General features: G+C 42.5%; 5 protein-coding genes. 3 read left to right on the plus strand and 2 right to left on the minus strand.

What is annotated here, in order from left to right; translation table 11 throughout:
• The 3 genes from ACMJ0U_RS06175 to ACMJ0U_RS06185 form a co-directional block, all read left to right on the plus strand.
• Positions 1-1,184: RagB/SusD family nutrient uptake outer membrane protein (locus ACMJ0U_RS06175; protein WP_417128900.1), on the plus strand; the 1,184-nt coding region annotated here is incomplete at its 5' end.
• A gap of 79 nt (positions 1,185-1,263) precedes the next feature.
• Complete coding sequence (locus ACMJ0U_RS06180; RefSeq protein ID WP_417128902.1) at positions 1,264-2,832, plus strand: arylsulfatase; 1,569 nt, start codon at positions 1,264-1,266, stop codon at positions 2,830-2,832.
• 21 nt (positions 2,833-2,853) lie between these two features.
• Positions 2,854-5,517 (plus strand): glycoside hydrolase family 2 TIM barrel-domain containing protein, encoded by a 2,664-nt coding sequence (locus tag ACMJ0U_RS06185; RefSeq protein ID WP_417128903.1) that lies wholly within the window; start codon positions 2,854-2,856, stop codon positions 5,515-5,517.
• Positions 5,518-5,621: 104 nt separating this feature from the next.
• On the opposite strand, the gene ACMJ0U_RS06190 is transcribed toward ACMJ0U_RS06185, so the two are convergent.
• Together ACMJ0U_RS06190 and ACMJ0U_RS06195 are read right to left on the minus strand one after the other, a co-directional pair.
• Positions 5,622-5,969, minus strand: a complete 348-nt coding sequence (locus ACMJ0U_RS06190) for a MerR family transcriptional regulator (protein WP_417128905.1) — start codon at positions 5,967-5,969, stop codon at positions 5,622-5,624.
• A 17-nt stretch (positions 5,970-5,986) separates the two neighbouring features.
• Positions 5,987-6,952: a M23 family metallopeptidase gene (locus ACMJ0U_RS06195; protein WP_417128906.1), complete on the minus strand. Its 966-nt coding sequence runs from the start codon at positions 6,950-6,952 to the stop codon at positions 5,987-5,989.
• Positions 6,953-6,977 lie beyond the last annotated feature (25 nt).

Raw genomic sequence — 6,977 nt, forward strand, 5'->3', positions numbered from 1 at the left:
AATTAGAAGAAAAGAAGGGAGAATTTTCAGAAGATTTCATTAACAAAATAAAAGGAGAATGTCTCTTCATCCGTGGATTCTACCTTTTCCAATTAGGTAAAGAGTTTAAAGATGCCCCTTTGAGAATGACTGCCTCACAAGATCCTTCTACCTTCCCATTGGCCAAATCCAGTCAATCTGATATTTGGGCACAAGCTATTACAGATTTGACAGAAGCAGGCAGACTCCTTCCTGTCAAAAATGACGTAATAGGGAAACCGACAAAAGGAGCTGCTTATGCCACTATTGGAAAAATTCTGGTATACCAAGAAAAGTTTGATGAAGCTATTGATATACTAGAACCCTTAACCAAATCTCCGTATACCTACAAATTAGTTGATGATTTCTCGTGGAATTTTGACGAAGCGCATGAAAATAATGAAGAAAGTATTTTCGAACTACTCATGGAACAAGTAGGTGGAACTGATATTTGGGGTAATGGTGAAATCGCTAACTCCACTCAAACCAATACACGCCCACGCGAATATGCTGCTTCTGAAGTTAGTGGATGGTATGAAGCAAATCCAACTCAACAGATGATGGATATATTCTGGAAAGAAAAAGATAAAAATGGAGAGATAGACATCCGGGCACGTGAATCTGTAGCATGGGACTATCCAGGTTGCATGTATTACCTTAAACCATTCCAAGAAGTTTTTGCAGCAGACAAACTAAATACTTATTGGATTTTGAAGTATCAAAATTCAAAAACTATGGAAGCAGAATCAGATCCTCCAATGTCTTCCATCAATGAAAGAGCTATCCGTTATGCCGATGTAATCTTGTTATTAGCCGAATCTTACTTAAGAGGAAGCGCGAAGAAGAACTTAGACACAGCTATTGGGTACTTAAATGATATCAGAAGAAGAGCTAACCTAAACAACTACTCTGGACCTAAAACAGACGAAGGAGTTTTTGCAGACTTAGAGCATCAACGTGCTATAGAATTCTTTGTAGAAGGTGAGCGTTTCTATGACCTACGTCGTTGGGGGCTACTAGAAGAGCGTATGAAAACATGTAACGAGGTTAGATACAAGCAGCTAATGACTGGCAAAACTGGTAATACCAACAAATACTACTATTATCCGATACCAGCAAAAGAAATTGAGACAAACAATTTATGTACGCCAAATGAAGGATGGTAAACTAAAAAGTGCTGTACGCTAGCGTACAGCACTTTTTTACTCATATTTTTGTTATCCGAAACAAAATCTGACACTCACCATGAACAAAATATCACTACTTCCTTTTCTAATCTGTGGCACTTATCTCTCAATGCATGCCCAAAAAACACACCCACACATCGTGCTCATTCTATGTGATGACATGGGATTCTCTGATTTAGGATGCTACGGCAGTGAAATCCATACCCCCAATATTGATAAGTTGGCTCAAGATGGCATACGCTTCAGTCAGTTCAAAAATACCGGAAGAAGTTGTCCGAGCAGAGCAACCCTACTTACCGGCAGATACCAGCACCAAGTGGGAATGGGATGGATGGCAGAAGTGGACGAGCACCGTCCGGGATACAGAGGACAAATAGATAAAGAATACCCGACCATTACTGAAATCATGAAAGCAGGAGGATACCGTACTTACATGAGCGGGAAATGGCATGTTACTACCACTGGTGGATATGATGCTCCCAACGGCAGTTACCCTGTGCAAAGAGGATTCGACAGGTATTACGGTTGTCTGCACGGGGGAGGAAGCTACTATAAACCTGACCCGGTATACAATAATTTAAAAAGAATCACCCAATTACCCGACGATTATTACTACACAAAAGCCATTACCGATTCTGCGGTAAGTTTTATCCATACACATGATACAGACAAGCCCATGTTCTTGTATCTGGCCCATTATGCACCTCATCTGCCTCTTCAGGCTCCAGCAGAGTATGTTGAAAAATGTATGGACCGATATAAAGTAGGATACGATGTGCTACGAAAGCAGCGATTTGAAAAACAAAAGAGACTGGGACTTATTCCTGACAATATGGAATTGCCTATCTTCAATAAAGAATTCAATGGTAAACGTCCGTCATGGAATGAATTGACACCGGAACAGCAAGAGAAATGGATAAAAGACATGGCTACCTATGCTGCCATGATTGAAATCATGGACAAAGGCATCGGACAAGTCATAAAAGAACTCAAAAAGAAAAACATGTATGAAAATACAGTGTTTCTCTTCATGAGTGACAATGGAGCTACTGACGAAGGAGGATTTATCGGACAACTGATGTCTGACCTGTCAAACACTCCCTATAGAAGCTACAAAAAGTGGGTATTTCAAGGAGGAACCAGCAGTCCGTTGATTCTTTGTTATGGCAACAAAAGCAAGAATCTACAAAAAGGAAAAGTATGCAGTCAACCGGCCCATATCATTGATATAATGCCTACCTGTATGGCATTGGGCAACATATCATACCCTAAAACATTCTCACATGCAGACCTACCAGGAACAAACCTGCTTCCGGCCACAACCGGCCAATCCATTCACAAGCGAACGCTGTATTTTGAACATCAAAGTTCGTGTGCCATCATAGAAGGTAGCTGGAAACTGGTAAGAGCCGACAGAAACAGTCAATGGGAGCTGATAGACCTCGACAAAGATCCGTTTGAAACGCATGACCTCTCTGCCACATACCCAGATAAGGTAGAGGAACTGGAAGCCAAATGGATTGAATGGGCAAATACTCATAAAGTTTTCCCCCTAGAAGATAAGCCATGGACAGAAAGAATTAATTTCTATCATGAAAAGAATTCCTATCAAAAAGGAGATTATTAACCTTAAAATAAACCATATCGTATGAAGAAACCATTTTTGGATATTCGAACTGCCCTATGCAGTTTGATACTCATGATTGCCCAATTAGGGTTTGCCCATCAACCGGAATTTTCTACTGCCGGTTTCTTTGAGCTTCCTAACACCGGAAGAACCGTTTACAGCATGAACCCCGCATGGCGTCTGCATAAAGGCAGTGCGGATGGAGCTGAACGTCCGGATTTCAATGACAAGGACTGGAACCTAGTCTCTCTCCCTGACGGCATAGAATACGTGCCTTCCGAAGCCAGCGGCTGTATCAACTATCAAGGTGAAGTTTGGTATAGAAAACACTTTACTCCGGAAGAAGCATGGAAAGGCAAACAACTTTTTCTGCATTTTGAAGCCATCATGGGAAAATCCAAGGTATGGATTAACGGACAACTGGTAAAAGAGCATTTCGGTGGCTTCTTGCCTGTCATTGCAAACATTACTGAATACCTGCGCTACGGACAAGACAACGTAATAGCAGTATGGGCTGACAACAGCAACGACCCGTCTTATCCTCCCGGAAAGCCACAGGATGCACTTGACTTCACCTATTTTGGGGGTATTTACAGAGACTGCTGGCTCATTGCGCATAATAATGTATACCTCACCGATCCTAATTATGAAAATGAGATTGCCGGTGGAGGATTATTTGTTTCCTTCAACCATGTATCTGAGCAGTCTGCCGATATAAAACTGGATGCACATATCCGGAATATGTCCGAAAAATCATTCTCTGGAAAGGTAGAATACCAGCTATTTAACACTGCACAAGAACTGGTTGCTCAAGCGGAAAAAGCATTCTCTGTAAACAAAGGAAAAGGACGGCAGACATCCCTTTTGCTGCACGTGAACCAACCTGAATTATGGGAACCTGACTCTCCTACCTTATACCAGCTTCACGTCATGATAAAGGATAAAGCAGGAAACCTCATCGACGGATACCGCCGCCGTATTGGAATCAGAAGCATTGAGTTCAAGGGAAAAGACGGCTTCTGGCTGAATGGGAAACCTTACCCTTATCCATTAATTGGTGCCAACAGGCATCAGGATTTTGCCGTCATTGGTAACGCCCTGTCAAACAGCCTCCATTGGAGAGATGCCAAGAAACTTCGTGATGCAGGACTAAGAGTCATCCGTAACGCACACTATCCACAAGACCCGGCTTTCATGGATGCTTGCGATGAACTGGGACTGTTTGTTATCGTCAACACCCCTGGATGGCAGTTCTGGAACGACGAACCCATCTTTGCACAAAGGGTATATAGCGACATCCGTAACATGGTCAGACGCGACCGGAACCATCCTTCTGTCTGGATGTGGGAACCGATTCTCAACGAAACGTGGTATCCGGAAGATTTTGCCAAGAATGTAGTAAACATTCTCCACGAAGAGTATCCCTATCCTTATTGCTATGCAGGCTGCGATGTGACCGCTAAAGGACATGAATACTTTCCTATACACTTTACACATCCTGTCAATGGTGCCGGAGGAGCATTCAATACATCAGACCTGGACCCTAAAATTTCATATTTCACCCGTGAATGGGGAGACAACGTAGATGACTGGAATTCTCACAATTCTCCCAGCCGAGTAAACCGCGCCTGGGGAGAAGTTCCTATGCTGATACAGGCTCAAGGATATGCTAAAACAGATTACCAGTACACTTGTTACGATGCGTTATATCGTAATTCACGCCAGCACATGGGAGGATGTTTATGGCATTCTTTTGACCATCAGCGCGGCTACCACCCGGACCCTTTCTATGGAGGTATCATGGATGCGTTCCGCCAACCCAAGCTATCCTACTATATGTTCTGTTCACAGCGTCCGGCCGAAAAAAATGACAAACTGATTGCCGAAAACGGACCAATGGTTTTCATTGCCAATGCCATGACTCCGTTCTCTCCTAAGGATGTAACCATATACAGTAATTGTGAGGAAGTACGCCTTACCTGTTGCAAAGGAGGAAAACAATATACCTACAAAAAAGAAATCAAAGGAGAAGGAATGCCTTCACCCGTCATTACGTTCAACAACGTATGGGACGTAATGCACGACAAAGCGTTGGCCAGGGCCAATAAACACGAAGAATCATATCTGCTGGCAGAAGGTTTTGTCGACGGAAAACTGGTAGCAACCCATAAAGTTGTTCCTACCCGACGTCCTTCAAAAGTAATTCTTTGGGAAGACAACGAGCAGACAGAAACCACGGCAGACGGCTCTGATCTAATTACCATAGTAGCAGCAATTGCTGACGACAACGGAAATATCAAGCGGCTAAACAACTATCATATTCAGTTTGAGATTGAGGGACCGGGCGAACTGGTAGCCAATAATGAAACCTTCACGAATCCTCGTGCTATTCAATGGGGAACTGCTCCGGTATTGGTTCGTGCAAAAACACAGGCTGGAGAAATAAAAGTAAAGGCATCAGTCGTATATAATGGCGTACATACTCCTGCACCGGCTGAAATCACTATTCAAACAGTAAAAGCCAAACATCCGCTTATTGCTGATCCTAATGAACTGAAGCTTTTACAAAACCAGTCAAAGAATGACAAAAGATTTATGCCGCTCAATAAGATAAGTCAGGAAGCACAACAGCAAAGCCGACTAAAACTGAAAGAAGTAGAAAAGCAACAAAGCGATTTTGAATAAGGAAGTTTTTCAACAGGTATCATCAATCGTGACTTATTAAAAGTCCATATACAAAATAGGCTGCTCTGTTTCGGGCAGCCTATTCCATTAAAAAACTTTATAAATCAAGTAAGATAATCCAACTCATTCCGCATGCTCACCAGTTCCTCGCGGATTCGTTTCAAGCGTTCTACCACATTGGCTGTCTGCATGGTTCCTTCCCTGTTCTGCCGCAACCTCAGCTTGGCACCAGCCAGCGTCATCCCTTTTTCTTTCACCAGATGATATACCAGACGAATGTTCTCTATGTCTTCTTTCCGGTACTGACGCACATTTCCCCCTGTTTTCTTAGGAGAAATCATCGGAAACTCTTTTTCCCAATAACGCAGCAATGATTCATTCACATCAAACATTTTTGCCACTTCGCTGATGGAATAATAGAGTTTTAATTCCTTATCTGTTTTCAAAGCCATAACATTCAGTTCTTTTTTTAATCAAATACACGACCATGGTTAGCAGCAAGTTCAATCATCTTTTCATAATCGTCGGCATTCAAATCCATGAAATAATAGTTCACCGGATTGACAATCTTTCCCTTTACACGCACTTCATAATGCAAGTGCGGCCCGGTACTCTTTCCCGTAGAACCTACCTGGCCAATTACCTCACCACGTGTCACACTCTGCCCTACCTTCACTTCTATTTTATTTAAATGAGCATAACGGGTTACATACCCAAACCCATGGTCAATAATAATACAATTACCATACAGTCCATCCCATCCAGCCTGTTTTACTCGTCCGTCACCCGTGGCATATACCGGTGTGCCAATATTGGCTGAAAAGTCCATTCCTGCATGAAATTTCACGGTTTTATAAATCGGATCAATACGCATACCGTAGCCCGAAGCGGTCTGCTTCAGATTCTTGTTTGAAACAGGTTGAATGGCAGGAATGCAGGCCAGCATTTTGTCATGCTGTTTACAGAGTCCTACCACTTCGTCAAAAGATTTAGACTGGGCATAAATTTTCTGTTCCAGATTATCCATTTTCTGCATCGTATGAATAACCAGGCGACTATTGGCCATGTCCATCAACTCATTATAACGTGCATTAGTTGCTGTACCTGAACGCTGTTCGTCTGGTAGCGGGTCAGCTTGCATCATTACACGGTAAATATTGTCATCACGCTGCTGCAAACGTTGCATCACTCCTTCTGCCTCATCCATACGAGAGGAAAGAATAGCATATTGCGATAAAAGTCGGGAGTTTTCCGTACGAAGATCTTTTTCCGAAGGAGAACCGAAAATCCATAACAGCAAAATAAAACTACCTGCCCCCAATCCCATACCAACAAACAATTGCCTCAAATAACTTAAGGCACGTTGGCGCATGGTAGGATAAATACGATCGTAAGTACGTGTTTTCGGATTATAAATATAATAGACTTTACGCATGTCGTTTGATTTTTGAAAAATTTAA

Source organism: Phocaeicola sp., from assembly GCF_048170425.1.
Taxonomy (GTDB): Bacteria; Bacteroidota; Bacteroidia; order Bacteroidales; family Bacteroidaceae; genus Phocaeicola.

Excerpts from the sequence above, each read along its gene's own strand:
- ACMJ0U_RS06195 (WP_417128906.1), bottom strand. The coding sequence starts at position 6,952 with ATGCGTAAAGTCTATTATATTTATAATCCGAAAACACGTACTTACGAT.
- ACMJ0U_RS06180 (WP_417128902.1), top strand. The coding sequence starts at position 1,264 with ATGAACAAAATATCACTACTTCCTTTTCTAATCTGTGGCACTTATCTC.
- ACMJ0U_RS06185 (WP_417128903.1), top strand. The coding sequence starts at position 2,854 with ATGAAGAAACCATTTTTGGATATTCGAACTGCCCTATGCAGTTTGATA.
- ACMJ0U_RS06190 (WP_417128905.1), bottom strand. The coding sequence starts at position 5,969 with ATGGCTTTGAAAACAGATAAGGAATTAAAACTCTATTATTCCATCAGC.